At 66.1% G+C, this 25,055-nt stretch carries 20 protein-coding genes; 7 read left to right on the forward strand and 13 right to left on the reverse strand.

The features are described from left to right. Window positions 1-46: 46 nt before the first annotated feature. Complete coding sequence (gene yccS / locus EWH21_RS03450) at window positions 47-2,230, reverse strand: YccS family putative transporter (RefSeq protein WP_277699793.1); 2,184 nt, start codon at window positions 2,228-2,230, stop codon at window positions 47-49. 119 nt (window positions 2,231-2,349) lie between these two features. Between yccS and EWH21_RS03455 the strand changes: the two genes are divergently transcribed. The 5 genes from EWH21_RS03455 (at window position 2,350) to EWH21_RS03475 (ending at window position 6,643) form a co-directional block, all read left to right on the forward strand. After that, complete coding sequence (locus EWH21_RS03455) at window positions 2,350-2,946, forward strand: TetR/AcrR family transcriptional regulator (RefSeq protein WP_277699794.1); 597 nt, start codon at window positions 2,350-2,352, stop codon at window positions 2,944-2,946. A 63-nt stretch (window positions 2,947-3,009) separates the two neighbouring features. Then, window positions 3,010-3,711 carry a glutathione S-transferase N-terminal domain-containing protein gene (locus tag EWH21_RS03460; protein WP_175253265.1) on the forward strand — a complete coding sequence of 234 codons (702 nt, stop codon included), beginning with the start codon at window positions 3,010-3,012 and terminating at the stop codon, window positions 3,709-3,711. Then, window positions 3,708-4,391 carry a glutathione S-transferase N-terminal domain-containing protein gene (locus tag EWH21_RS03465; RefSeq protein WP_277699795.1) on the forward strand — a complete coding sequence of 228 codons (684 nt, stop codon included), beginning with the start codon at window positions 3,708-3,710 and terminating at the stop codon, window positions 4,389-4,391. Before EWH21_RS03460 ends, EWH21_RS03465 begins: the two co-directional genes overlap by 4 nt. Before the next feature lie 266 nt (window positions 4,392-4,657). Beyond that, on the forward strand, window positions 4,658-5,779 hold the full coding sequence (gene ald, locus EWH21_RS03470; RefSeq protein ID WP_047593006.1) for an alanine dehydrogenase: 1,122 nt from the start codon (window positions 4,658-4,660) through the stop codon (window positions 5,777-5,779). A gap of 105 nt (window positions 5,780-5,884) precedes the next feature. Then, window positions 5,885-6,643 (forward strand): transporter substrate-binding domain-containing protein, encoded by a 759-nt coding sequence (locus EWH21_RS03475; protein ID WP_277699796.1) that lies wholly within the window; start codon window positions 5,885-5,887, stop codon window positions 6,641-6,643. 7 nt (window positions 6,644-6,650) lie between these two features. Here EWH21_RS03475 and EWH21_RS03480 read toward each other — a convergent pair whose 3' ends face one another. Together EWH21_RS03480 and EWH21_RS03485 are read right to left on the reverse strand one after the other, a co-directional pair. Beyond that, window positions 6,651-8,468 (reverse strand): SLC13 family permease, encoded by a 1,818-nt coding sequence (locus tag EWH21_RS03480; protein WP_277699797.1) that lies wholly within the window; start codon window positions 8,466-8,468, stop codon window positions 6,651-6,653. 86 nt (window positions 8,469-8,554) lie between these two features. Beyond that, complete coding sequence (locus EWH21_RS03485) at window positions 8,555-9,739, reverse strand: NAD(P)/FAD-dependent oxidoreductase (RefSeq protein ID WP_277699798.1); 1,185 nt, start codon at window positions 9,737-9,739, stop codon at window positions 8,555-8,557. A 192-nt stretch (window positions 9,740-9,931) separates the two neighbouring features. On the opposite strand from EWH21_RS03485, the gene EWH21_RS03490 reads away from it, so the two are divergent. Further along, complete coding sequence (locus EWH21_RS03490) at window positions 9,932-10,663, forward strand: transporter substrate-binding domain-containing protein (protein ID WP_150607705.1); 732 nt, start codon at window positions 9,932-9,934, stop codon at window positions 10,661-10,663. On the opposite strand, the gene EWH21_RS03495 is transcribed toward EWH21_RS03490, so the two are convergent. The 3 genes from EWH21_RS03495 to mdtD form a co-directional block, all read right to left on the reverse strand. After that, on the reverse strand, window positions 10,664-11,899 hold the full coding sequence (locus EWH21_RS03495; protein WP_152487681.1) for a diguanylate cyclase: 1,236 nt from the start codon (window positions 11,897-11,899) through the stop codon (window positions 10,664-10,666). It abuts the gene before it with no gap. Window positions 11,900-11,941: 42 nt separating this feature from the next. After that, the gene (gene dbpA, locus EWH21_RS03500) at window positions 11,942-13,318 is read right to left on the reverse strand and encodes an ATP-dependent RNA helicase DbpA (protein ID WP_277699799.1); all 1,377 of its coding nucleotides are present in this window, start codon (window positions 13,316-13,318) and stop codon (window positions 11,942-11,944) included. Window positions 13,319-13,399: 81 nt separating this feature from the next. After that, on the reverse strand, window positions 13,400-14,848 hold the full coding sequence (gene mdtD / locus EWH21_RS03505; RefSeq protein ID WP_277699800.1) for a multidrug transporter subunit MdtD: 1,449 nt from the start codon (window positions 14,846-14,848) through the stop codon (window positions 13,400-13,402). A 102-nt stretch (window positions 14,849-14,950) separates the two neighbouring features. Here mdtD and torT point away from each other — a divergent pair, with 102 nt between their 5' ends. Beyond that, window positions 14,951-15,970 carry a TMAO reductase system periplasmic protein TorT gene (gene torT, locus EWH21_RS03510; protein ID WP_175253257.1) on the forward strand — a complete coding sequence of 340 codons (1,020 nt, stop codon included), beginning with the start codon at window positions 14,951-14,953 and terminating at the stop codon, window positions 15,968-15,970. On the opposite strand, the gene betA is transcribed toward torT, so the two are convergent. From betA to EWH21_RS03545, 7 genes are all read right to left on the reverse strand, one after another. Beyond that, window positions 15,959-17,665, reverse strand: a complete 1,707-nt coding sequence (gene betA, locus EWH21_RS03515) for a choline dehydrogenase (protein WP_277699801.1) — start codon at window positions 17,663-17,665, stop codon at window positions 15,959-15,961. The genes torT and betA overlap by 12 nt on opposite strands. Window positions 17,666-17,784: 119 nt before the next feature. After that, complete coding sequence (gene betB, locus EWH21_RS03520) at window positions 17,785-19,257, reverse strand: betaine-aldehyde dehydrogenase (RefSeq protein WP_037050004.1); 1,473 nt, start codon at window positions 19,255-19,257, stop codon at window positions 17,785-17,787. Window positions 19,258-19,413: 156 nt separating this feature from the next. Then, on the reverse strand, window positions 19,414-20,004 hold the full coding sequence (gene betI / locus EWH21_RS03525; protein ID WP_047592981.1) for a transcriptional regulator BetI: 591 nt from the start codon (window positions 20,002-20,004) through the stop codon (window positions 19,414-19,416). Window positions 20,005-20,142: 138 nt separating this feature from the next. Beyond that, a complete protein-coding gene (locus tag EWH21_RS03530; RefSeq protein ID WP_037049999.1) occupies window positions 20,143-20,994 on the reverse strand; it encodes a glycine betaine ABC transporter substrate-binding protein in 852 nt (283 codons plus the stop codon). Window positions 20,995-21,201: 207 nt separating this feature from the next. Continuing rightward, window positions 21,202-22,146: a choline ABC transporter substrate-binding protein gene (locus EWH21_RS03535; protein WP_277699802.1), complete on the reverse strand. Its 945-nt coding sequence runs from the start codon at window positions 22,144-22,146 to the stop codon at window positions 21,202-21,204. 28 nt (window positions 22,147-22,174) lie between these two features. Continuing rightward, the gene (locus tag EWH21_RS03540) at window positions 22,175-23,059 is read right to left on the reverse strand and encodes a proline/glycine betaine ABC transporter permease (protein ID WP_047592976.1); all 885 of its coding nucleotides are present in this window, start codon (window positions 23,057-23,059) and stop codon (window positions 22,175-22,177) included. Further along, a complete protein-coding gene (locus EWH21_RS03545) occupies window positions 23,052-24,257 on the reverse strand; it encodes a glycine betaine/L-proline ABC transporter ATP-binding protein (protein ID WP_152487688.1) in 1,206 nt (401 codons plus the stop codon). Before EWH21_RS03545 ends, EWH21_RS03540 begins: the two co-directional genes overlap by 8 nt. Window positions 24,258-25,055 lie beyond the last annotated feature (798 nt).

Here is a 25,055-nt window from a genome sequence, read left to right on the forward strand (position 1 = left end):
GAGAACCGGCATGCCACGAATAGTGGCAGAAAGCCTCCCGCGACAGCTAGTGCCTCGGGGGTCGGGCGTCCTTGTGCAGGTGCGCGCCCAAGGTCCGCAACGGTGCCAGCTGGCGGCAGATCAGCGCCAACTGCGTCTGCACCAAGCGCTGGCGCTCGTCGGCGTCATCGGCGGTCTGCTCCAGGTTCTGCGCCAGGGTCTGTTCCTCGTCGCTGTGGATCGCCAGTGGCCGCTCGCCGCGCAGGCCGGCGGCGATGTCGTCCAGGCTGCCGGCGAGTTTCTCGGCCTGTTCCAGCAACTGGGCCTGGGTCGCCTGGGGCAGTTGCTCGCCGCGGTGTGCGCCGAGTCCCGAGAGGTAGCTGAGCAGGGTGTGCGAGAGCACCAGGAAGCGGAAGCCCAGGTCGGCGTCCTTGCGGAAGTGCCCCGGCTCCATGAGCATGTTGCCGAGGGTCGTGGACAGTGCGGCGTCGGCATTGTGCGCGTTGCGCCGCGCCAGGCGATAACCGAGGTCGTCGCGCTTGCCCTGGGCGTACTGGGCGATGATCTGCCGCAGATAGGCGCTGTTGCAGCTCAGGGTGTTGGCCAGCATGTTGCCCAGGCGCCGACCCTGCCAGTCTGGGAGGATCAGGAACACCGCCAGGCCGGCGAGCAGGCCACCGAGCAGGGTATCGATCAGGCGTGGCATGAACAGGCCGTGGCCGTCGCCGATCTGGTTGAAGCAGAACAGCACCAGCAGGGTGATTGCCGCTGTGGCCAGGGTGTAGCGCGTGCTGCGGGTGGCGAAGAACGCCACCCCGGCGACCACCGCGAACAGCACCTGGATGCGCGGGTCGGGGAACAGGTCGAACAGCGCCCAGCCGATGCCGAGGCCGAGCAGCGTGCCGGCGATGCGCTGCACCAGCTTGAGACGGGTGGCGCCGTAGTTCGGTTGGCAGACGAACAGCGTGGTCAACAGGATCCAGTAGCCCTGCGTCGGGTGGATCAGGTGCAGCAGGCCATAGCCCGCGGCCAGGGCGATGGACAGGCGCAGGGCATGGCGGAACAGCAGCGAGGTGGGGGTGAGCTGCTGGCTGATGCGCTCCCCGACTTCGCGCAGCGAATGTGGCTCGCGGTCCAGCAGGCTGCTGTCCTGCTCGTCGGCCAGGGCATCGGGATTGCTGGCATTGCCGAGCAACTGGTCGAGGGTGGCCAGGTTGCCGGCCAGCGCCCCCAGTGAGCGCAGCAGGTGGCGCCAGGCCGGGTTGCTCTGCAGGTGCAGGTGATCGAGCGAGGCGTGCAGGTCTTCCAGGGCCTGGCTGCACAGTTCGCGGTACTCGAACGGCTGGCGCAGCTCGATGGCGCCGGCCAGGCGTTGGCAGGCTTCGCCGTGCAAACGCAACAGGCGTTGGCAGCGGAACAGCACGTCGCTGTGGAAGAAGGCCTCGGCCAGTTCGTTGTAGGGGTAGTGCGACGAGCTGGCGCGCTCGTGAATGTCCTGGGCGAGGAAGTACAGCTTCAGGTAGCGATTGACCTTGGGGCCGGGGCGGCCATTGCCGACCCGATGCAGAATGATCTCCTTGGCGGCGTTGAGTGCCGACACCACCCGGCCGTTCTGTTGCGCCAGGGCCAGGCGTCGCTGCTCGACATCGAGCTGGCGCAGCGGCTCGAACAGCGCAGCCTTGAGCTTGAGGTACTTGCCCAACTCGCGAAACAGGCGGGCCAGGCTGTGCTGGACCGGCTGATGGGCGAACAATCCCTGCCAGATCACCGACAGCACGCCATACCAGGCCGCGCCGGCCACCAGCAGCAAGGGTTCCAGCCACAGGCCGGCGACGCCGCCGCGCTGCTCCACGCCGATCATGCTGTATACCGCGAGAATCAGTGTGCCGGAGCCGAGGGTGGCGAAGCGCTCGCCAAGGGCGCCCAGCATGGTCAGGCAGAATGCCGACAGGGCCAGGGCAGCGACGAACAGCCAGGGATAAGGGAACAGCCACTCGACGGCATAGGCCGCCGCGCTGAAACAGACCAGCGTCACCAGCACCGTGCCCAGGCGCCCCTGCCAGCTGTCATCGGTCTCGGTCAGGGCGCTGGCGATGATGCCGAGAAACAGCGGGATCAGCGCATGCGTCCAGCCCTGCCAGCCACACAGTGCCAGTGCGCCGGCAAGGGCGATGAACACCCGCAGGCTGGCGCTGAACTTGTCCAGCGCCCAGAGGCGGCGCAGTGATTGGCGAAGGCGTGGACGGGGCATGGCGGACCTGATCGCAGAGGATGCGAGCAGCCTACCGGAACTCAGCGGTCACTGGGTATCGGCGACGTCGCGCAGCGCTGGGATTGATTTATGGACTGATCGGTTCTAAAGTTCGCGGCATGACGACACGTGGACGCCCCAAGAGCTTCTGCCCGGACCGGGCGCTGGAGAATGCCATGCAGCTGTTCTGGCAGCGCGGCTATGAAGCCGCGTCGCTACAGGACCTGCAGGCAGCCACCGGCCTGTCCAAGAGCAGCCTGTACCAGACCTACCCGAGCAAGCAGGCCTGGTTCGTCGCCGCGTTCAGCCTGTACGTGGCGCAGCGTCGTGCCCTGATGCTCGAGCAACTGGCCGCCAGCGCCTCGCCGCTGGGCTTCATTCGCGAGCGCCTGCTCAGCGTGCTCGACGACGATGGGCCCGATGGTGTGCCGCGTGGCTGCATGCTGGTCAACGTGGCCAACGAGTTTTCGCTGTCGGAGCCGGCCCTGGTGCCGGTCCTGCAGCAGGCCACGGCCGGTATCTGCCAGATTTTCGAACAGGCGCTGGAACGCGCCGTCGCTTGCGGCGAGCTGAGCGGCTGCGACGATCGGGTGGCGCTGGCCGGCTATCTGCAATGCGTGATGAGCGGGCTGCGCACCCAGGTCAAGTCGGGGCTGCCCGCCGCATCGATTCGAACCACCGTGGCGGTGGTGATGGCGAGCTTGAACGGCGTATGAAGACGCCTGTGCGGGGCTTCGTTCGCTTAATTTTGGACTGATTGGTTCTTAAAGGAAGGCGATATGCGGGAATTGTTCGAACTGTGCGGTGCCGACCGCGAGCTGCTGTTCTCACCCTACTGCTGGCGAGTGCGTCTGGCGCTGGCCCACAAGGGGCTGGATTGGCAGAGCCGGCCGATTCACTTCACCGACAAGGAGGCGATCGCCTTCTCTGGGCAGAAGCTGGTGCCGGTGCTGACCGATGGCGACGAAACGATCAACGACAGCCTGGCCATTTTTGCCTACCTCGACCGACGCTACCCTCAGCAGCCCTTGCTGGGCGACGCGCAGGCGAGCCAACGGGCACGCCTGGTCGAGAAGTTGAGCTTCCATGCGGTGCGCATGCCGCTGCTGAAGATGCTGGTGCCACGCGTCTGGCAGGTGATCGACCCGGTCGACCGTGACTATTTCCGCAGCACCCGGGAGAAGGCGCTGGGCATGAGCCTGGAGGCGTTCGCCGACCCGGAAGGCGGCGAGCGGCTGTTTCGCGAGGCCATCGCCCCGCTGGAGAGTTGGTTGAGCGAGCAGCCGTATCTGGATGGCCAGGAGGCGGGCGGTTGCGACTACCTGCTGGCCGGGCTGATGTTCTGGGCCTGGTGCCTGGGCGTGCAGCCCTGGGCCGATGATTCGGCCTTCGGCGCCTGGTTCTCGCGCATTCTGCAGGCTTACGAAAGCACTCACGGCCCGGTCAGACGGGCCCCGACCCAAGTGGAGGAAAGCCAATGATCGACCTTTACTACTGGACCACCCCGAACGGTCACAAGGTCAGCATCCTGCTCGAGGAAGCCGGGCTGGAGTACAGCGTGCGCCCGGTGCATATCGGCAAGGGCGAGCAGTTCGCCCCCGAGTTCCTCAAGATCGCACCGAACAACCGCATTCCGGCCATCGTCGATCATGCCCCGGCCGACGGCGGTGAGCCCATCGCGCTGTTCGAGTCCGGGGCGATCCTCGAATATCTGGCGGACAAGAGTGGCCAGTTCCTGCCGCGCGAGACGCGTGCCCGCTTCGAGGTCCTGCAGTGGCTGTACTGGCAGATGGGCGGTGTCGGACCGATGGCGGGGCAGAACCACCATTTCGTGCGTTACGCGCCGGAGCCGATTCCCTATGCCATCGAGCGCTACGTGAAAGAGACCGCGCGACTGTACGGCGTGCTGGATCGCCAGCTGGCCGGGCGCGACTACGTGGCGGGCGACTACTCCATCGCCGACATGGCCATCTATCCCTGGGCCAAGCTGTGGGAGATGCAGCGGCAGCGGCTGGAGGACTTCCCCAACATGGCCGCCTGGCTCGAACGCATCGGCGCACGCCCGGCCGTGCAACGGGCCTATGCGCTGGTGGAGAAGGTCAACGAAGATCCCCAGGCACTGCTGACCGCCGAAGCGCGCAAGCTGCTGTTCGGGCAGTGACGGCAGCCGTACCGGCGAACCCGAGTGCCGGGCTTGTGGCCTGGCATTCGTCCGGCACGCGCTATCTGGCCGGCTGGAGTTCCTCCTTCGGACCCGTCAGCGGCTACCGCTGCGTGGCGCCTGATTGCTCTCGGTCTGGTGCCTCGCTGTCCGCATGGCTTCCCCCATCAATACGCCGGCGCCGAAATTTCTCATGGATTTTCCTGTGAGCTGCCGCACGTTTTCCTAGACTTGAGGTTGTTGGCCCGCAATGGTTGGAGACGGTCATGCGAATCGGCGTACCCAAGGAAATCAAGAACCACGAATACCGCGTCGGCCTTACGCCGCAATCGGTTGCCGAGCTGACGGCCCTGGGGCATGAGGTATGGGTCGAGACCCAGGCCGGTGCGGCCATCGGCTTCGCCGACGAGGATTACCGTGAGGCGGGCGCCCAGATCGCCAGCCATTCGAGCGAGGTGTTCCAGCAGGGGCAGTTGATCGTCAAGGTCAAGGAGCCCCTGGCGGTGGAGCGCGCCAAGCTGCGGCCGCAGCACACGCTGTTCACCTACCTGCACCTGGCCCCCGATCGTCCGCAGACTGAAGAGCTGATGGCAGGCGGCGCTACCTGTATTGCCTACGAGACTGTCACCGATGCACAGGGGCGCTTGCCGTTGCTGGCGCCGATGTCGGAGGTGGCCGGGCGCATGTCGATCCAGGCCGGCGCCGGCTGCCTGGAGAAGGCGCGCGGCGGCCGTGGCGTGCTGCTTGGTGGCGTGCCGGGCGTGGCGCCTGGCAAGGTGGTGATTCTTGGCGGTGGCGTGGTCGGCAGCCATGCACTGGCGATGGCGGTAGGGCTGGGGGCGGATGTCAGCGTGCTGGACCGCAGCGTGGACGCCCTGCGCCGCCTCGACAGCCAGTACGGCAACCGTATCACCACGCTCTACTCGACCCGCGCGGCGGTGCGTGAGCAGGTGCTTGCCGCCGATCTGGTGATCGGTGGTGTGCTGATTCCCGGCGCGGCGGCGCCCAAGCTGGTCACCGCCGAGATGGTCAAGCGGATGAAGGCCGGGGCTGTGCTGGTGGACGTGGCCATCGACCAGGGTGGCTGCGCTGAGACCTCGCATGCCACCACGCATGCCGAGCCCACCTACGTGGTCGACGATGTCGTGCATTACTGCGTGGCCAACATGCCGGGGGCGGTCGCACGCACCTCGACCCTGGCGTTGAACAACGCCACCTTGCCCTTCGTCGTGGCGCTGGCGCAGAAGGGCACGCGCAGGGCGCTGGAGGACGATGCGCATCTGCTTGCCGGTCTCAACGTCGCGCGCGGCGTGATCACCTGCGGCAGCGTCGCCGAGGCGCACGGGTTGAAATTCCATTCACCGGCCAGCCTGCTCGAGCAGCTCTAGCCGCAGGGGATGTCGTCCTGTGTCGCGCCGTTCGCCAGCGTTGGCGGCAGGCGGCGCGTGCACTGACTAAGCTGAATGAGGTATCTCGCGCTTGAGGATACGGCCGTGTTCGCTCGCTGTGTGCATGTGTTGTTGGCGTTGCTCGTTGGCTTCGGTTTCCAGGGCGTTGCGCAGGCCGAACGCTTGCGGCTGTATACCGAAGAGTACCCGCCGATCAACTTCAGCCGGGACGATGGCAAGCCGACCGGTCTGGCCACCGAGGTGGTGCTCGAGATCATGCGGCGCACCGGCGACACGGCGCCCATCGAGGTCGTGCCCTGGGCACGGGGTTACCAGCAGGCGCAGGTCAGGCCGAATACCGGGTTGTTCGTCACGATGCGCATCCCCGAGCGCGAGAAGCTGTTTCACTGGGTCGGGCCGCTGACGCGCAACACCACGTCCTTCTATGCCCTGCGCAGGAGCGGGCTGCAGCTGGATGACTTCGAACAGGCTCGCCAGGTGGGCAAGATCGCGGTACCGCGTGACTGGTACAGCCATCAGCACCTGCTGGCGCATGGCTTCACCAACCTGTATCCGGTGGCGGGCCCGGACCAGGTGATACGCATGCTCAAGCGTGGCCGGGTCAAGCTGATGGCGCTGGATGACCTCAGCCTCAATGCCCTGCTCGACGGTGGCGGGCTGGCCGTGGGGGAGGTGGAGCAGCTGCTGGTGTTCCTGCACAGTGATTCCTACATCGCCTTTTCGCAGGACACCGACCCGCGATTGCTGGCGCGCTGGCAAGAGGCGCTCGATGCGATGAAGGCCGATGGCAGCTTCGCCGCCATCTACCACAAATGGCTGCCCGGCCTGCCGCTGCCGCCCTGAAGACCCTCTACAGCGGCCAGACCCACAGCAGCATCGGTACGCTCAGCGCGACCACGAGAATCTCCAGTGGCAGGCCCAGGCGCCAGTAATCGCCGAAGCGAAAGCCGCCGGGGCTGAGGATCAGTGTGTTGTTCTGGTGACCGATGGGGGTCAGGAACGAGCACGAGGCACCGATGGCCACGGCCATCAGCAGCGCATCCGGGCTGACACCGAGCTGGCTCGCGGCGCTCAGCGCGATCGGGCACATCACGGCGGCGGTAGCGGCGTTGTTCATGAAGTCTGACAGGGTCATGGTCACCACCAGCAGCAGGATGACGATGATGATTGGATTGCCCTGGGCCAGGTGCTCCATCAGCAGGCGGGCCAGCAGGTCGGCCGCGCCGCTCGATGACATCGCCCCGGCCACCGGAATCAGGGCGCCGAGCAGGACGATCACCGGCCAGTCGATGGCCTCATAGACGGCGCGCAGGGGCACCAGGCGCAGCAGCATGTAGGCCAGTACGCCGGTGGCGAAGGCTATCGCCGCAGAGAGCAGGCCGAAGGCCGCCGCGGCAATGGCCAGGAGCATGATGCCGAGGGCCAGGTTGGCCTGGCGCGGGTCGGGGATGTTGATGGCGCGCGCCGCCAGGGGCACGCAGCCGTAGTCGTTGGCGAACTCGCCGATGTCCTCGGCGCTGCCCTGCATCAGCAGCACGTCACCGTTCTGGATGAGGGTCGAACGCAGGCGCTTGATCGAACGATGGCTCTGGCGTGAGATGGCCAGCAGGTTGATGGCGTAGCGGCTGCGCAGGCGCGTGCTGCTGGCGGATCGTCCGATCAGCGACGAGTCCGGCTTGACCAGCAGTTCCAGCAGGGTGCGTTCGTCGCCGTTGCTGTCCTTCTTTTCCGCGTCCTTGTCGTTGTCCTGCTCCTCGCGTTGCTCCGCCTCCTCGGCCTCGCGTGCGGCCTCCAGCAGCAGGTCCAGCTGGCTGAGCACTTCACCCAGTTCCTCCGGGTCGGCCTCGATCACCAGCACGTCGTCGGCCTGCAGCACCCGGCGCGGGTTGGGCGCGCTCAGGCGCAGCTTGTTGCGCACCATGGCGACCACCTGGGCGTCGGCTTCGTCGAGCAACTGCTCGATCTCGCGCAGGGTCTTGCCCTGGGCCACGCCACCTTCCTTGACCCGGGCCTCGGTCAGGTAGTGGCCGGTATCGAAGCTGGCGGCATTGCCTACCTCGCGTCTGGGGACCAGGCGCCAGCCGAGCAGGGTGATGAACAGCACGCCGGCCAGCGCCACGGCGACACCGACTGGGCTGAAGTCGAACATGGCGAAGGGGCCGTCGCCGTGCTGTGCGCGAAAGCTGGAGACGATCAGGTTCGGTGGCGTGCCGATCAGCGTGGTCATGCCGCCGAGGATGGTGCCGAAGGCCAGCGGCATGAGGATGCGCCCCGGCGGCATTTCCAGGCGCGAGGCGATCTGCAGGGCGATGGGCATCAGCAGGGCGAGGGCGCCGACGTTGTTCATGAACGCCGACAGCAGGGCGCCCAGGCCGGTCAGGGCGGCGATCGACAGCAGCACGCCGGAGCCACTGGGAATCAGGCGCAGGGCCAGGCGGTTGACCGCGCCGGTACGTTGCAGGCCGTAGCTGAGCACCAGCACGCAGGCCACGGTGATCACCGCCGGGTGGCCGAAGCCGGTGAAGGCATCGCGCTCGGGTACCAGGCCGACGATGACACAGGCCAGCAGGGCGCCGAGGGCGACCACGTCGTGCCGCCAGCGGCCCCAGATGAACAGCCCCATGCTGGCGACGAGAATGGCGAAGATCTGGCCTTGTTCGAGGGTCATGGGGCGGGACTGTCCTTGTGGCGCGCACGGGCGCGTGTGCTGTATGTAGCAGAGTGCGCGCTGCCCCGGCAGTTCCCGGCCTTCTGCTAGACGAACTGGGCGGCGGCGTAGCCCGAGGCCCAGGCCCACTGGAAGTTGAAGCCGCCGAGATGCCCGGTGACGTCCAGCACCTCGCCGATGAAGTACAGCCCGGGGACCTTGAGCGACTCCAGGGTCTTCGAGGACACCTCGTGGGTGTCGATCCCGCCCAGGGTGACCTCGGCGGTGCGATAGCCCTCGGTGCCGGCCGGTACCAGTTGCCAGTCGGACAGGCGCTCGGCGATCGCCGTCAGTTCCGCCGGGGTGTACTGCTTCAGCGGCTTGTTGACGAACCAGCTGTCGACCAGCAGCGTCGCCATCTTGCGGGTGAACAGCTCGGCCAGCAGGGTCTTCAGCTCGCTGTTGCCCCGCTCGCGCTGCTGCGTGGCCAGCCACTCGGGCAGGTCGATGTGCGGCAGCAGGTCGATATGCAGGGTGTCGCCGGGTTGCCAGTAGGACGATATCTGCAGGATCGCCGGGCCGGAGAGGCCACGGTGCGTGAAGAGGATGTTCTCGACGAAGCTCTGGCCGTTGCAACTGACCCGGCAGTCCTCCACCGAGGTGCCGGACAATTCCGCGCACAGCGCCTTGAGCTGCGGTTCGGTGACCGTGAAGGGCACCAGGCCGGCGCGGGTCGGCAGCAGCGTATGGCCGAACTGCCTGGCCACCTGGTAGCCGAAGCCGGTGGCGCCCAGGGTCGGGATGGACAGGCCACCGGTGGCGATCACCAGCGACTGGCAGGCCACCTCGCCCAGGTCGGTGTGCAGGAGGAAGCCCTGTGCGGCGTTGTCGATGCTCTGCACGGCCGTGTTCAGGCGAATCTCGGCGCCTGACTCGGCGCATTCGGCCAGCAGCAGCTCGAGGATGTCGCTGGACTTGTGGTCGCAGAACAGCTGGCCGAGCTTCTTCTCGTGGTAGGGCACAGCATGCTTGGCCACCAGGCCGATGAAGTCCCACTGGGTGAAGCGCGCCAGCGCCGATTTGCAGAAGTGCGGGTTGCCGGAGAGGAAGTTGGCCGGCTCGCAGTACAGGTTGGTGAAGTTGCAGCGACCGCCTCCTGACATGAGGATCTTCTTGCCGGCCTTGTTGGCATGGTCCAGCACCAGCACCTTGCGCCCGCGGGCCGCTGCAGTGGCTGCGCACATCAGGCCGGCGGCACCCGCGCCGATGATCAGTACCTCGGTTTGCAACACGAAAGATTCCCCTGGCTGGCGCAGGATCGGCTGCGCGAAAACCCGCGAAGTTTACCCGAAGCGGTCGAGGCCGGCATGGCGGCGAAGTGTGCAGACCCCAGGGCATTTGTGGCTGTGTCAGGGGCGAGACAGTGACGCTGGCCATCAGGGCTGCTATCACTACAGGGGCCCACCCCGGATGGACCGCCGTCGATGCCCCTGTTGCGCGCCTGGCTGTTGCTGCTGATGTCGTTGCCTGCGTTGGCGGCGGCCGAATCGTTGCGGCTGGTGGCCGACCCCTGGCCACCGTTCACCGATCAGCGGCTACCCGGCAACGGCCTGGCCAGTGACCTGGTGGAGCAGGCCCTCGAGCGTGCCGGATACCGCACCCACTATGCCGAGGTGCCCTGGGAGCGAGCCGTGCTGGGGCTCAAACGGGGTGACTACGATGTGCTGATCAATGCCTGGTACAGCGTGGAACGCACGCGGTTCGGTCATTTCTCGCAGCCGTACCTGATCAATCGCATCCGCTTCCTGCAGCGCAAGGGCGGCGATATCCGCTTTCAGCGCCTGGCCGATCTCTATCCGCACAGCATTGCGGTGGTCAGGGGCTACGCCTACTCCAAGGCATTCGACAACGACCCGGACCTGCACAAGGTCGGCGTCAGCAGCTTCGAGATCGCCGCGCGCATGCTCAACGCCGGGCGGGTGGAGCTGGCGCTAGAGGATGAACTGGTGGCGCGGCATCAGCTAGGGCGCAGCCTGAGCATGCTGCGTGATGGTCTGGAGTTCCTGCCGCAGCCGCTGAGCGAGAACGGCCTGCACATTCTGGTGCGTCTGAGTCATCCCGAGCACAAGGCGATCGTCGAGCGCTTCGATGCGGCGATCCAGGCCATGCGCGATGATGGCAGCTATGCCGCGACGTTTCGCCGCCACGGCTTCTGATCAGGCCAGAACGGTGCGGGCGCGGCCCTGCTGCTTGGCCCGGTACAGGCGGATATCGGCCTCGTGCAGCAGGCTCTCCAGGTCCTCCGGCTCGCCGTGATACAGCCCGGCGCTGAACGACAGCGGCGGCGCACCGACGGCGTAGTGCAGGCCGGCGCAGTGCTGGCGCAGCTTCTCCAGTGCCTGGTCCACGTGATCGGCGCCGTGCAGCGTGAGCAGGGCGAATTCCTCGCCGCCGAGGCGCCCCAGGAGCATGTCCGGGAAAAAACTGCTCAGAGCGCGGGCGAAGACCACCAGCGCGCTGTCGCCGCTGGCGTGGCCGAAGCCGTCGTTGATCTGCTTGAAATGATCGAGGTCGAGCATCGCCACGCTGATGTGGCGGCTGTCGCGCTGGGCCTGCTGCAGAATCTGCATGCCCTGTTCGTAGAACGCGCGGCGGTTTCTCAGCCCGGTCAGGGCATCGTATTCGGCGGCTTTCTTCAGGGCGCGCAGCAGGTCGCGGCGCTCCAGGGTCGACATCACCCGGCAGTTCAGTTCCTCGGGGCAGAACGGCTTGCGCAGGAAATCGTCGGCCCCGTGCTTGATGAACTGGGCGCTGAGCGAACCCTTGGGGTCGGCGGAGACACCGATGATGATCAGGTCGTTGAGCCGCAGCTTCTGCCGCAGCAGCTTGACCAGCTCGAAGCCGCTGACGCCGGGCATGGAGTGATCGAGCACCAGCAGGTCGAGGTCCGGATGCTCGTTGAGCTGACGCAGGGTCTCCTTGCCGTCGCGGGCCTCGATTATCTGGTAGTGGTGCGGCTCGAGAATATGGCGGATGTAGTGGCGCTGGGCGTCGGAGTCGTCGGCGATGAGGATCTTGATGTGACTGTTGTGATCGAGCCGGTGCAACAGGCGGAAGGCGTATTCGTAGGAGTGCTGGCTTTCCTTGAGCACGTAGTCGACCACGCCCTTCATCAGCAGCTCGTCGCGGCGCTGCTCGTTGTAGCTGCCACTGAGCACGATGCAGGGCAGGTGATAGCGCATCACCAGGTCGACGCTCTCGCCATTGGGCGCGTCCGGCAGGTGCAGGTCGACGATGGCGGCGAAGAACAGGTCGGAGGAGGTGTCCAGCATCACTTCGGCTTCGGCCAGCGAGGCACAGAAGATCGGCTCCAGATCCGGTTCCTGGCGGAACAGATGCTCGAGGATCTTCAGTACCAGCGGGCTGTCTTCGATGACCAGAATATTGCGCATGGGTGACTCCGGCCCCAGGCCATTTAATGCTTTATATCAGCCTTACACTAGACGCACACGCAAAGATCGGCCCTTGATCTTGCCCTCCGCAAGGCGACTCAGGGCCTTGCGGGCGACGTCGCGCTGAACGGCGACATAGGCCTGGTGATCGAACAGGGCGATCTTGCCGACCTGGTCGCCACCGATGCCCGCGTCCCCGGTCAGCGCGCCGAGAATGTCACCTGGGCGCAGCTTGTCCTTGCGCCCGGCGGCGATGCACAGGGTGTGCATCGGCGGCAGCAGCGGCTCACCGCTGGCTTTCGCGGCGGGCAGCGGGTACCAGGCCAGTTCCTTGCCCTGCAGGGCTTCGATGGCCTGGGCGCGGCCGGCTTCGGCCGGCGCCACCAGGCTCAGGGCCAGGCCTTTCTCACCGGCCCGTCCGCTGCGGCCGATGCGGTGGATGTGTACCTCGGCATCCCGGCTCAGCTCGACGTTGATCACCATCTCCAGGCCGGCGATGTCCAGGCCGCGTGCAGCGACGTCGGTGGCCACCAGCACGCTGAGGCTGCGGTTGGCGAACAGGGCGAGGATCTGGTCGCGCTCGCGCTGCTCCAGGTCGCCGTGCAGGGCTGCGGCGGAAATCTTCTCCGCCTCCAGTTGCCTGGCCAGCTCGTCGCATTGCTGGCGCGTGGCGCAGAAGGCCACGACCGGCTGCTTGCGCAAATGCCGCAGCAAGGTGCTGACCGCCTCCATGCGCTGGCTCGGGGCGATCTCGTAGAAGCGTTGTTCGATCTGCCCGTCGTCGTGCAGTGCCTCGACCTCGACCCGCTCCGGGTTGCGCAGGAAACGTGCGGCGAGCTGTTCGATGCCGGCCGGATAGGTGGCGGAGAACAGCAGCGTCTGGCGCCGGGCCGGGGTCTGCTCGATGATCTCGCTGATGCTGTCGACGAAGCCCATGTCGAGCATGCGGTCGGCCTCGTCGAGCACCAGGGTGTTGAGGCCGTCGACCTTCAGCGTGCCCTTGCGCAGGTGCTCCTGCACGCGTCCCGGTGTGCCGACGATGACGTGCGCGCCGTGCTCCAGCGAGCCGATCTGCGGGCCGAAGGGTACGCCACCGCAGAGGGTGAGGACCTTGATGTTGTCGGCGGCGCGGGCCAGGCGGCGCAGCTCCTTGGCCACCTGGTCGGCCAGCTCGCGGGTCGGGCACAGCACCAGGGCCTGGCAGCCGAAGTAGCGCGGGTTGAGCGGATGCAGCAGGCCGATGCCGAAGGCCGCGGTCTTGCCGCTGCCGGTCTTGGCCTGGGCGATCAGGTCACGGCCCTTGAGCATCAGCGGCAGGCTGGCGGCCTGGATGGGCGTCATCTCGGCATAGCCGATGGCGGCGAGATTGGCCTGCATGGCGGCGGAAAGGGGAAGGCTGGCGAAGGCGTTGGCGGTCACGGCAAGGGCTCGGGGCTGGTGAAACAGGGCCGCAGTGTAGCAGGCCGGGTCCGGCGCTTCTGTAATGATGCCGGCAGTTCTTCAGTCGTCCGTCGGCAGCTGTACGGTCCGCCCGCCGCGTCCCTCCCGGGGATCCAGCTGGAGGAAGATCGCGGCGGCCAGCATCGACAGCAGGCCCACGCACAGGTAGGTGGCCTGGAACGCCTGGAGCACCTGGCCGTCACCTGCGAATTCCTGGCTGAAGCCACTGAGCAGGGCGGCTGCGGAGGCGACGCCGAGGCCCATCGCCAGTTGCACCACCACCGACAGCAGGCTGTTGCCGCTGCTGGCGTCGCGGTTGTCCAGGTCGATCAGGGTCACGGTGTTCATCGCGGTGAACTGCAGCGAGTTGCAGGCGCCGATCAGGCTCAGCTGGACGATCAGTTGCAGGGTCGAGGTCCCGGCATCCACCAGCGCCAGGCTGGCGATCAGGGCGCCGAGCAGCAGGGTGTTGCTGGTGAGGATATTGCGGTAGCCGATGCGTTCGATCAGCGGCTTGGCCAGGGGCTTCACCGCCATGGCGGCCAGGGCCAGGGGAATCAGGCTCATGCCGGCCTGAGCCGGGGAATAGCCCATCGCCAGTTGCAGCAGCAGCGGGGTGAGAAAGGGCAGCGCGCCGCTGCCCAGGCGGGCGAAGAGGTTGCCGATGATGCCCACGGCGAAGCTGCGGGTGTGGAACAGCGAGGGGGCGAACAGGGGGTGTTCGATACGCCCGGCGCGTAGCCAGTAGGCGGCGAGGCAGGCCATGCCGCCGAGCAGCAGCAGGACCACGCGCAGGGTCGGCAGGTGCAGTTCGCCGAGGCCTTCCAGGGCCACGGTGATCAGCAGCATGGCGGCGCCGAACAGCAGGAAGCCCGCCGTGTCGAAGCGGCTGCGTTCCGGGCCGCGTAGGTCAGGCATGTGCCGCAGCGCGGCCCAGCAACCGAGCAGCCCGACCGGCAGGTTGATCAGGAAGATCCAGTGCCAGCTGGCCACTTCCACCAGCCAGCCGCCGAGCGTGGGACCGATCAGCGGTCCGAGTAGGCCGGGCAGGGTGATGAAGCTCATGATGCGCACCAGCTCCGAGCGCGGATAGGCGCGCAGCACCACCAGGCGCCCCACCGGCATCATCAGGGCACCGCCGAGGCCCTGGATGACACGCGCCGCGATCAGCATGCCCAGCGAGGTGGACAGGGCGCACAACAGCGAACCCAGGCTGAACAGGGCGATGGCGCCGAAGAAGATGCGCCGTGTGCCGAAACGGTCGGCCATCCAGCCCGAGGCCGGGATCAGCAGCGCCACGGTGAGCATGTAGGCGATCACCACCGACTGCATGCGCAGCGGGTCCTCGGCCAGGTCGCGGGCCATGGCCGGGAGGGCGGTATTGAGGATGGTGCCGTCCAGCGTCTGCATGAAGAAGGCGATGGCGACTATCCATGGCAGCAGGCGGGCGGTACTCGGATCGAGCGGGGTGGGGCTGGTCATGCTGTTCTCGTGATCTGCGCGCTTCACTCTAGGCTGCCGCCAGCGCTCAGGCAAACCCGAACGTGGGGCGGAGAGGGTGCTACGCTGGTTCTGGTGGCATATCGCCCGTTACGGGCTAAGGATGGCTGAATGCGTTGGATATCCCTGTGGCTTTCCCTCGCGTGCCAATCGCTCCTGGCTGCGGAATGGTTTCCCTACCCGGTCCAGGCCGATGGCCGCATGCTGGACTACCGGCCGTTGCCGGCGGCAGCCCAGCCATGGCGAATCTGCGCGCTGTTGCCGCACGGCAAGGACCGCTACTGGTGGGGCGTCGCCTGGGGGCTGGATCAGGAGGCGCAGCGGCTGGGTGTGCGTCTCGGCATCTACGAAGCCGGCGGCTACGAGCATGGCGACGTGCAGCTCGAACAGTTCGACCGCTGTGTGGCCGAGGGTGCCGATGCCTTCGTCGTCGCCAGCATCAACACCTATGACCTGTGCAGTGCCGCGAAAGTGCAGTTGCAGGCCGGAAGGCCGGTCATCGATCTGATCAATCGCCTGGACTGCACGGGGCTCAGTGCCCATTCGCGGGTCGATTTCGCCGACATGACACGCGCCACGCTGGACTACCTGGTGCGCGTCAGTGGCGGCCGGCCGATCCGGGTCGGCTGGTTGCCAGGTCCGGCCGATGCCGGCTGGGTGCAGGATGCCGAGCGCGGGCTACGCGAGGCGCTGGCTGGCAAGGCCATCACCCTGGCCCACGGCGGCTACGGACCGGTGGATCGCAGCCGTCAGGCCAAGCTGGTTCGTGAGCTGCTCAAGCAGCATCCGCAACTCGACTACCTGATCGGCAATGCCGAAGCGGCTGCGTTCGCCGCGCAGCTGGTGCGCAACACCGGTTCCGGGGCGCAGGTGCTGTCCTTCTATGCCACCGAGCGGGTGCTGGAGCAGATTCGCGAGGGCCAGGTGCTGGCCGCACCGACCGATTCGCCGGTGATCCAGGCGCGCGTCGCGCTGGACCTGGCGGTGCGTGGCCTGCACGGCGAGAAGCTGCCGCAGCTGGTCAGTCCGCAGATCGAGATGCTCGATGCCGCGTCACTCAGGCATTTCGACCTCGGCCGGCTGATGCCGCCCGAGGGACACTGGATGATCCGCCAGGAACTACCCGACTAGGCGGTCGTTGGCGTTGCGCAGCGGCGCCTCGCGTACCGGACGCTCGCCCGCCACGAAGTAGGGCGCGGTGCTGCGCGGCAGGGGCTGGCGCCCGCGAATCCGGTCGGCGATCTTCTCGGCGATCATGATGGTAGTGGCGTTGAGGTTGCCGGTGATGATCTCCGGCATGATCGACGCATCCACCACGCGCAGGCCCTGCAGGCCATGCACGCGGCCCTGGCCGTCGACCACCGCCATGTCGTCCTCGCCCATCTTGCACGAGCAGGACGGGTGGAAGGCGGTTTCCGCGTGCTCGCGAATGAAGGCATCGAGCTGCGCGTCGCTCTGCACGTCGGCGCCCGGGCTGATCTCGCGGCCGCGGTAGGGGTCGAGCGCCGGTTGCGCCATGATCTCGCGGGTCAGGCGGATGCCGTCGCGGAATTCCTGCCAGTCCTGTTCGCTGCTCATGTAGTTGAAGAGGATGCTCGGGTGCTGGCGCGGGTCCTTGGACTTGAGCTGGACGCGGCCACGGCTCGGTGAGCGCATGGAGCCGACGTGGGCCTGGAAGCCATGTTCGCTCACCGCGTTGCTGCCGTTGTAGTTGATCGCCACCGGCAGGAAATGGAACTGGATGTTGGGCCAGGCGAACTCCGGGCGAGTGCGGATGAAGCCGCCAGCCTCGAACTGGTTGCTGGCACCGATACCCTTGCCGGCGAACAGCCACTGCGCACCGATCGCCGGCTGGTTGTGCAGTTTCAGCGCCGGGTACAGCGACACCGGCTTGGTGCAGGCGTACTGCAGGTACATCTCCAGATGGTCCTGCAGGTTCTGCCCGACACCCGGCAGATCGTGGACCAGGGCGATGTCCAGTTCGCCGAGCAGCGCCGCAGGGCCGACGCCGGAGCGTTGCAGGATCTGCGGCGAGGCGATGGCGCCAGCGCACAGCAGCACCTCGCGGCGGGCGTGGGCGGTGTGGGCGTCGTTGGAGTTGCCGAGCAGGTAGCTGACGCCGCTGGCGCGCTTGCCGTCGAAGAGGATGCGGTCGCTGGTGGCATGGGTGACGATGGTCAGGTTCGGACGCTCGCGGGCCTGGTCCAGATAGCCACGTGCGGTGCTGGCGCGACGACCTTGCGGGGTCACGGTCCGGTCCATCGGGCCGAAGCCTTCCTGCTGGTAGCCGTTGAGGTCGGAGGTGCGCGGGTAGCCGGCCTGCACGCCGGCCTCGACCATGGCGTGGAACAGCGGGTTGTTGCCCGCCTTGGGCGTGGTCACACTGACCGGGCCGTCGCCGCCGTGGTAGTCGTCGGGCCCGATGTCGCGGGTTTCCGCCTTGCGGAAGTAGGGCAGGCAATCGAGGTAGGTCCAGTCTTCCAGGCCCTTGGCCTTGGCCCAGTTGTCGAAATCCAGGGCGTTGCCGCGGATGTAGCACATGCCGTTGATCAGCGACGAGCCACCGAGGCCCTTGCCGCGCCCGCACTCCATGCGCCGGTTGTTCATGTGCGGCTCGGGGTCTGTCTCGTAGGCCCAGTTGTAGCGACGCCCCTGCAGCGGGTAGGCCAGGGCGGCGGGCATCTGGGTACGGAAGTCGAGGCGGTAGTCCGGGCCGCCGGCTTCGAGCAGCAGGACGCTGACGTCCGCGTCTTCGCTCAGGCGGGTGGCCAGGACGTTACCGGCCGAACCGGCACCGATGATGATGTAGTCGAATTCCTGAGGCATGGCTCCTCCTGTTGCCCGGCGGTTATCCGGGAGAACGCGGGTGACTGTCCCCGGATCAGGGCCGGGGCTAGGGGGCGGCAATTCGGGCAGGTGCGGATCGCTCCTGCCCTGGCGGGTGGTCAGAACACCGAGGCGTAGTCGCCCAGCTCCACCTGCACCGACTTGATGCGCGTGTAGTGGCCGAGCGTGACCAGGCCGTTCTCGCGGCCCACGCCGGACTGCTTGTAGCCACCGACGGGCATCTCGGCCGGCGACTCGCCCCAGGTGTTGATCCAGCAGATGCCGGCTTCCAGCTTGTGGATGACCCGGTGCGCGCGATTCAGGTCGCGGGTCACCACGCCGGCGGCGAGGCCGTAGTCGGTGTCGTTGGCGCGGCGGATCACTTCTTCTTCGTCGTCGTAGACGAGGATGCTCATCACCGGGCCGAAGATTTCCTCGCGCACGATGGTCATGTCGTCCCGGCAGTCGGTGAACACGGTGGGGGCCACGTAGGCGCCGCTGGCGTAGTCACCGTCGGTCACGCGCGAGCCGCCGATCAGCAGGCGCGCGCCTTCGCTGCGGCCCTTGTCGATGTAGCCGAGCACGCTTTCCATGTGCGCGAAGCTCACCAGCGGGCCGAAGTTGGTGGCGTCGGCCAGCGGATCGCCGAGGCGGATGCGCTTGACCCGCTCCAGCACCTTGGCTTCGAAGCGCGCCTGCAGCATGCGCGGCACGAACACGCGGGTGCCGTTGGTGCAGACCTGGCCGGAGCTGTAGAAGTTGGCCATCACCGCGATGTCGGCGGCGCGATCCAGGTCGGCGTCCTCGAAGACAATCAGCGGCGACTTGCCGCCCAGCTCCATGGTCACTTCCTTGAGGCTGGAACTGGAGGCGCTGGCCATGACCTTCTTGCCGGTGACGGTGCCGCCGGTGAAGGAGACCTTCTCGATGCCCGGATGCTCGGTCAGCCATTGGCCGACTTCACGGCCGCTGCCGGTGAGCACGTTGAACACGCCGGCTGGCAGACCGGCTTCGCTGTAGATCTCGGCCAGCTTCAGGGCGGTCAGCGAGGTGACCTCGCTGGGCTTGAAGATCATCGCGTTGCCGGCGGCCAGGGCCGGGGCGGATTTCCACAGGGCGATCTGGATCGGGTAGTTCCAGGCGCCGATGCCGGCGACCACGCCCAGTGGCTCGCGGCGGGTGTAGGCGAAGGAGGTGTCGCGCAGCGGAATCTGCTCGCCCTCGATGGCCGGAATCAGGCCGGCGTAGTACTCCAGCACGTCGGCGCCGGTGACGATGTCGACGTAGCGGGTCTCGGAGAGCGGCTTGCCGGTATCGAGGGTTTCCAGCTCGGCCAGCTCGTCGTTGCGCTCGCGCAGGATGTCCACCGCCTTGCGCAGTACGCGCGAGCGCTGCATGGCGGTCATCGCCGCCCACACCTTCTGGCCCTCGGCTGCGCAGGCCACGGCCCGGTCGACATCCGCCTGACTGGCACGTTGCACCTTGGCCAGCACCTCGCCGGTGGCCGGGTTGATGCTGTCGAAGGTTTCTCCACTGCTGGCGGCGACGTACTGGCCACCGATGTAGAGCTGCTGTTCGGCGAAACGGGGCATGGGCTGTCCTCTGGATTCGGTCATCTGCTTGAGAACAGCCTATTTTATTTAAATTGAACGATCAATCAATAAAAACGACAGCACGCAGCCAATCACGACATGGCGATTGATCACGGAGTCAGCCAGGCCGGGTCTGCGCGGTGGGTTACTCCGGGCTTACGGCGCCTTGCTCAACTGCAGGTCGAGGTAGTCGTAGGCGATGCGGCGTGCCTGCCCGGTGTCGAAGGTCTCGCCGGAGAGCGCACCGCGCAGCCACAGGCCGTCGATCAGCGAGGCCAGGCCGCGAGCGGCGAGGCGTGCCTGATCCTGCGGCAAGGCGCGATGGAACTGGCCGCAGAGGTTGGAGTAGAGGCGATGGTCGTTGACCCGCTGCAGGCGCCGCAGCGCCGGGTGGTGCATGCTGCTGGCCCAGAATGCCAGCCAGGTCTTCATGGCGGGGCCACTGACCTGACTGTCGTCGAAGTTGCCGTCGATCATCGCGCGCAGATGGGCGCGCGGGGCGTCGTCGCCGAGTGCCAGGCGGCGTTCGGCCACGGCGTCGCGCAGCGCCTGCATGAGGTGGCGCATGGTCGCCTCGAGCAGGCCGTTCTTGTCCTTGAAGTAGTGGCTGATGATGCCGTTGGAGACCCCGGCCAGGCGTGCGATATAGGCGATGCTGGCGTCGGCCATGCCGACCTGGTCCACGGCTTCCAGGGTGGCGGCGATCAGTTGAGAACGGCGAATGGGCTGCATGCCGACCTTGGGCATCGGTCTCTCCGTGCGGGCGGGGGAGCCGAAGTCTAGGCGGATTTTGATCGGGCGATCAATTAAACCTGCGCTCGAACGAGCGTCAGAAACGACGAAGCGGGCCAGGGGCCCGCTGCATCTGCTCGATGAAACCGAGCCTTACTTCAGCCAGCTGTCGACGCGCTCCGGGTGGGCGGCGATCCAGTCCTTGGCGGCCTGCTCCGGCTTGGCGCCTTCGCGGATGGCGAGCATCACGGCGCCCACTTCCTCGCCGCTCCAGGACAGCTTGGAGAGGAACGCGGCGGCGTCGGCGGCCTTGCCCTTCAGCTCCGGGTTGGCCACGGTGTCGACGCGCTCGTCATCGCCGTAGACCTTCTTCGGATCTTCGAGGAAGCGCAGTTTCCACTTGGCGAACATCCAGTGCGGGATCCAGCCGGTGACCACGATCGGCTTCTGTGCCTTCTCGGCGCGGGTCAGGGCGGTGGCCATGGCCGGGCCGGAGCTCGGCATCAGCTTGATGCTGGCCAGGTTGTATTCCTTGATGGCGTCTTCGGTGCGGCGCATCACGCCGGCACCGGCGTCGATGCCGGTGATCTTGCCGTCGAAGTCCTTGGCGTATTTCTCCAGGTCCTCGATGCTCTTGGCCTGCACGTACTCAGGCACGATCAGGCCGATCTTGGCGCCGGAGTAGTTGGTGCCGAGGATTTCGACCTTGTCCTTGAGCTTCTCGTAGTACTCGCCGTGAGTCGCCGGCAGCCAGGCGGAGAGGGTGGCGTCGAGGTCGCCACGGGCCACGCCCTGCCACATGATGGCCGGCTCGACCGGCTTCAGTTCGACCTTGTAGCCGAGTTTGCTCTGCAGGATCTCGCCGGCGACATGGGTGACGGCGACGCTGTCGTCCCAGCCGTTGACGTAACCGATCTTGAGAGTGGGTTTTTCGGCAGCGAGGGCGCTGCCCATGCCGATGGCCAGGGCGGCGGCGCCGAGGCAGAGATGCTTGAATACGCGCATGTTCTTGTGCTCCGTCAGTTGAGTGGCAGTTGCAATATCGTTGACTGGCTCGTTCTCATTGCGGGCCTTGCGAATCCGTGTTGCGCAGCAGATTGCCGGTTCGCGGGCAGATTCTCCCCGCCACGACCAGAGGCCGACACGTGGGTGCGGGAGGGGAGATTCCAGGCCCGGACCTGAGGTCGCGGGCCTGAATCGGGTCGTGGCCTGTTACAGCCCGACGTGTTTCTTCACGGCAGCTACACCGTCCTGGCCGTCGAAGGTGGTGACGCCGCTCAGCCACTGGTCGAGGATCGCCGGGTTGGCCTTGATCCACTCCTTGGCGACGTTCTGCGGGTTCTCCTTCTCCAGCACCTTCTCCATCAGCTGGCTTTCCATTTCCACGGTGAACTGCAGGTTGCCCAGCAGCTTGCCGACGTTCTCGCAGCGAGCCTCGTAGTCCGGCGGGACCACGGTGTAGACCTTGGCTGCGCCGTAGTCGGGGCCGAACACGTCGTCACCACCGGACAGGTAGGTGATGTCGTACTGGGTGTTCATCGGGTGCGGCGCCCAGCCGAGGAAGACCACCGGCTCCTTCTTCTTGATGGCGCGCGATACCTGCACCAGCATGCCAGCTTCGCTGGACTCGACCATGCGGAAGCCGCCGAGGTCGAACTGGTTGTTCTTGATCATGCCGTCGATCAGCAGGTTGCCGTCGTTACCCGGCTCGATGCCGTAGATCTTGCCGCCCAGCTGGTCCTTGAACTTGGCGATGTCCTGGAAGCTCTTGAGGCCGGCCTCGGCGGCGTAGGTCGGCACCGCGAGGGTGTACTTGGCCCCTTCGAGGTTGGCCTTCTCCAGCACCTTGACGCCGTTGTCCTTGAGGAACGGCTCGATCACCGAGTCCATCGAGGGGGCCCAGTAGCCGAGGAATACATCGACCTGGCCGCTTTTCACGCCGGTGAAGGCGATGGGGACCGATGCCATGATCTTGCGCGGCTGATAGCCCAGGCCTTCGACCAGGGTCATGGCCACGCCGGTGGTCGCGGCGATGTCGGCCCAGCCGATCTCGGCGAAACGCACCTGCTTGCAGCTGGCCGGCTCGGCTGCCATTGCTCCCTGCATCAGTGCGCACGACAGCAGGCCGATGGCGGCGGTGGTCTTGATCGTTTTCATCTGCGGTTCCCTGTGAAGTGAAACGGAATTAGGTGGACTGACGCTGCAGCTTGCCGCTGAACCAGGCGACGATGCCGCGCTTGTTCGTTTGCGGGGTGCCGAAGCTTTCGGTAATGCGGTCGAGGATGATCGCCAGCAACACCACGGCCATGCCGCTTTCGAAGCCTAGCCCGATATCCAGGCGCTGGATGCTGGCCAGTACGTCGTTGCCCAGGCCGCCGGCACCGACCATCGAGGCGATGATCACCATCGACAGGGCCATCATGATGGTCTGGTTGACGCCTGCCATGATCGACGGCATGGCATTGGGCAGCTGGACCTTGAACAGCAGCTGGCGGCTGGTGCAGCCGAAGGACTGACCGGCTTCGACGATTTCCTTGTTCACCTGGCGGATGCCCAGGCTGGTCAGGCGCACCGCCGGCGGCATGGCGAAGATCACCGTGGCGATGATGCCCGGCACGCGACCCAGGCCGAAGAGCATGGCCGCCGGGATCAGGTAGACGAACGCCGGCATGGTCTGCATGAAGTCGAGGATCGGCCGGATGATGGTCGCCACGCGCTCGCTCTTGGCGGCCCAGATGCCCAGCGGGATGCCCAGCAGCAGGCTGATCAGCGTCGAGGAGAAGGTCAGGCCGAGGGTCACGACGGTCTGCTCCCAGAAGCCGGTCATGACGATGAGGATGAAGGCCACCGCGGTGAACACGGCGAAGCGGGCGCCGATGCGCCACAGGCCGAGGGCGACGAAGATGGCGATCAGCAGCCAGGCCGGCGGCAGCATCAGCAGGTTTTCGATGGCTTCGGAGAAGCCGCTGACGACCTGGCCGATGCTGTCGAAGGCACCGCTGTAGTTGTCCAGCAGGTGCTGGACGACGTCGTTGACCCAGCTACCCAGGTCGAGCTTCTTGTCATTCATTGGCTTCACCCTGCAGTCGGGTCAGCAGGCGGCCCTTGCTGATGGCGCCACAGTAGTGGCCTTCGGCGTCGACCACCGGGATCGGCCCCTCGTTGTCCACGAGACGGGTGATGACGTCTTCCAGCGGCATGTCTTCCGGAACGGGGACGACCTGCTTGAGCGCCTCGCTTTCCAGCGGCTTGGGCTCGTCGCCATCGACCATCAGGGCGATCTTCTCCAGGCTGATGGAGCCCTGGAAATTGTTCTGCTCGTCGACGATGAAGGCGTAGTGCTTGTCCAGCGCCTGCAGTTCCTTGCAGATCTTCGCTGCATCCGGCGCCTTGCCGTTGTAGACGTAGGTCGGCACGCTGTCGGCCTTGAGTTGGCCGGCGGTGAGGTAGCGGCTGGTGTCGACGGTGTCGAAGAAGTTGCGCACGTACTCGTTGGCCGGCTTCTCGATCAGCTCCTGCGGGGTGCCGACCTGGATCAGCTTGCCGCCCTCCATGATGCCGATGCGGGTACCGATGCGCATGGCTTCTTCGATGTCGTGGGAGACGAAGATGATGGTGCGGCGATGGGTCTTCTGCAGCTCCAGCAGCACGTCCTGCATTTCGCGGCGCTTGAGCGGGTCGAGGGCGGAGAAGGCCTCGTCCATGATGATCATCGACGGGTTCACCGTCAGCGCGCGGGCCAGGCCGACGCGCTGCTGCATGCCACCGGAGAGTTCATGCGGGTACTTGTGGGCGAAGGTGTCCAGGCCGACCTGGGTAAGCACTTCCATGGCGCGCTTCTCGCGCTCCTTGCGGCCGACGCCGGCGACTTCGAGGCCGAATGCGGCGTTGTCCAGCACGCTGCGCGAAGGCATCAGGGCGAAGGACTGGAAGACCATGCTCATGTCGCGACGACGCAGGTCTATCAGTTGCGACTGCGGCAGCTTGGCGACGTTCTGGCCATCGATGTAGACATCGCCGGCGCTGGGTTCGACCAGGCGGTTGATGAGGCGGATCAGGGTGGACTTGCCAGAGCCGGAGAGGCCCATGAGAACGAAGATTTCGCCTTCTTCGACACTGAACGAGACATCACTGACGCCGATCACGGCGCCTTTCTCGGCCAGGATCTTCTCCTTGCTCCAGCCTTCCTTGAGCAAGTCGATGGCTTCTTGTGGGTTTGAGCCGAAAACCTTGTACAGGTGTTCGACCACGATCTTTCCAGACTGCATGGGACGTTTCCCCTTCAATCGATATTCAGTTCACGCTGGCACGGCCGAGCACGCGTCGTCGAAGCGTAGGTCAGCTGTGTCAGGTCTCTGATACCTGTGTGGGTGTTTGCTGAAGTGTCGAGGCTGGTGGGCGTTTCGCTGCTGGCCGGGTTGGTGACACTCGGGCACACCGCAGCGCACGCGGCTGTTGGCAGGAACTGCCCGCTGCGTCGTTGCGACCTGTTGATGAGTGACCACTGTCTTGCCGTGCTGCAAACCGCTTTCCAAACCCTCTGGCAGTGTTTCGAAGCCATTCCCTTGGGATTTCATGCGCCATCCTGGCGCATGCGTACATCCGAAATTTCTTGTTGGGCTGGCGCCCAATTGCGGGGGGCCAGCGCTTGTTCTGTTCTTCGGTCCGGGGCGGAGGGCCCCGGTCTGCCGCTCTCTCTTGAGATGCGGCAGCGACGTCATCGGCTGACTCAACGATATAGTCTTGGGGTCTGCGCAATTATCGATTTGCGACCCTGACGTGTTGGGCGACGACATACCCCATCACGTGGTGTGCATTCCCGTCGTTCTGACGTTTTCCGGGCTCCCGATTCCACTGCTCGATGCGCTCTCGAATCGTTTCCGGGCAGGTGCCGGGAGACGGTTTCGAGCGCGTGCCTTAAAAACCTTAACAGACTTTTTTACCCCTTGGCCAAGGCTGGAAGCCGCGCCGGGCGTGGTTCTTGCCCTTCCAGGGTGGACGCAGGCGGCGTATCGCGGGGGCTGTGGCGATGTTGAAAAAAATTTACAGAAAGGTGCATTCGCCCA

This window comes from Pseudomonas sp. REST10 (assembly GCF_029542605.1).
Lineage (GTDB): Bacteria > Pseudomonadota > Gammaproteobacteria > Pseudomonadales > Pseudomonadaceae > Aquipseudomonas > Aquipseudomonas khazarica.

Excerpts from the sequence above, each read along its gene's own strand:
- EWH21_RS03530 (WP_037049999.1), bottom strand. The coding sequence starts at position 20,994 with ATGCGCGTATTCAAGCATCTCTGCCTCGGCGCCGCCGCCCTGGCCATC.
- EWH21_RS03540 (WP_047592976.1), bottom strand. The coding sequence starts at position 23,059 with ATGAATGACAAGAAGCTCGACCTGGGTAGCTGGGTCAACGACGTCGTC.
- EWH21_RS03460 (WP_175253265.1), top strand. The coding sequence starts at position 3,010 with ATGCGGGAATTGTTCGAACTGTGCGGTGCCGACCGCGAGCTGCTGTTC.
- EWH21_RS03455 (WP_277699794.1), top strand. The coding sequence starts at position 2,350 with ATGACGACACGTGGACGCCCCAAGAGCTTCTGCCCGGACCGGGCGCTG.
- betI (WP_047592981.1), bottom strand. The coding sequence starts at position 20,004 with ATGCCCAAGGTCGGCATGCAGCCCATTCGCCGTTCTCAACTGATCGCC.
- EWH21_RS03545 (WP_152487688.1), bottom strand. The coding sequence starts at position 24,257 with ATGCAGTCTGGAAAGATCGTGGTCGAACACCTGTACAAGGTTTTCGGC.
- betA (WP_277699801.1), bottom strand. The coding sequence starts at position 17,665 with ATGCCTCAGGAATTCGACTACATCATCATCGGTGCCGGTTCGGCCGGT.
- torT (WP_175253257.1), top strand. The coding sequence starts at position 14,951 with ATGCGTTGGATATCCCTGTGGCTTTCCCTCGCGTGCCAATCGCTCCTG.
- EWH21_RS03480 (WP_277699797.1), bottom strand. The coding sequence starts at position 8,468 with ATGACCCTCGAACAAGGCCAGATCTTCGCCATTCTCGTCGCCAGCATG.
- betB (WP_037050004.1), bottom strand. The coding sequence starts at position 19,257 with ATGCCCCGTTTCGCCGAACAGCAGCTCTACATCGGTGGCCAGTACGTC.
- EWH21_RS03535 (WP_277699802.1), bottom strand. The coding sequence starts at position 22,146 with ATGAAAACGATCAAGACCACCGCCGCCATCGGCCTGCTGTCGTGCGCA.
- EWH21_RS03495 (WP_152487681.1), bottom strand. The coding sequence starts at position 11,899 with ATGCGCAATATTCTGGTCATCGAAGACAGCCCGCTGGTACTGAAGATC.
- EWH21_RS03490 (WP_150607705.1), top strand. The coding sequence starts at position 9,932 with ATGCCCCTGTTGCGCGCCTGGCTGTTGCTGCTGATGTCGTTGCCTGCG.
- ald (WP_047593006.1), top strand. The coding sequence starts at position 4,658 with ATGCGAATCGGCGTACCCAAGGAAATCAAGAACCACGAATACCGCGTC.
- EWH21_RS03465 (WP_277699795.1), top strand. The coding sequence starts at position 3,708 with ATGATCGACCTTTACTACTGGACCACCCCGAACGGTCACAAGGTCAGC.
- yccS (WP_277699793.1), bottom strand. The coding sequence starts at position 2,230 with ATGCCCCGTCCACGCCTTCGCCAATCACTGCGCCGCCTCTGGGCGCTG.